The sequence below is a fragment of the Erythrobacter sp. HI0063 genome (assembly GCF_001635685.1).
In the GTDB taxonomy this organism is placed as follows: domain Bacteria; phylum Pseudomonadota; class Alphaproteobacteria; order Sphingomonadales; family Sphingomonadaceae; genus Qipengyuania.
Genome location: NZ_LWFF01000233.1, coordinates 1 through 208 on the forward strand (window position 1 = coordinate 1; position 208 = coordinate 208).

Genomic DNA, 208 nt, shown 5'->3' on the forward strand with positions numbered 1-208 from the left:
GAACCGCCGGTCGGCAGGTTCTTGCGCTTCGGCTTGGAGCGGAAATAGCGATTGCCCTGCGCATCGGTGCCCACCTGTTCGCCGTTGCGCCAGCTCCAGAACAGCGTGCCGATGGTCGCGCCGTTCCACCAGGTGAAGATCTTGGACAGGAAGTTCATTGGGCGCGGTTAGCCTGTTTTATCGAGGGCCTCAAGCGCCTGAACGCCGT

1 pseudogene is annotated in these 208 nt (G+C 62.0%); it reads right to left on the reverse strand.

What is annotated here, in order from left to right:
- Nucleotides 1-158 (reverse strand): annotated as a pseudogene (locus A3736_RS07490) (NADH:ubiquinone oxidoreductase subunit NDUFA12); the annotation flags it as partial.
- Nucleotides 159-208: the final 50 nt, after the last annotated feature.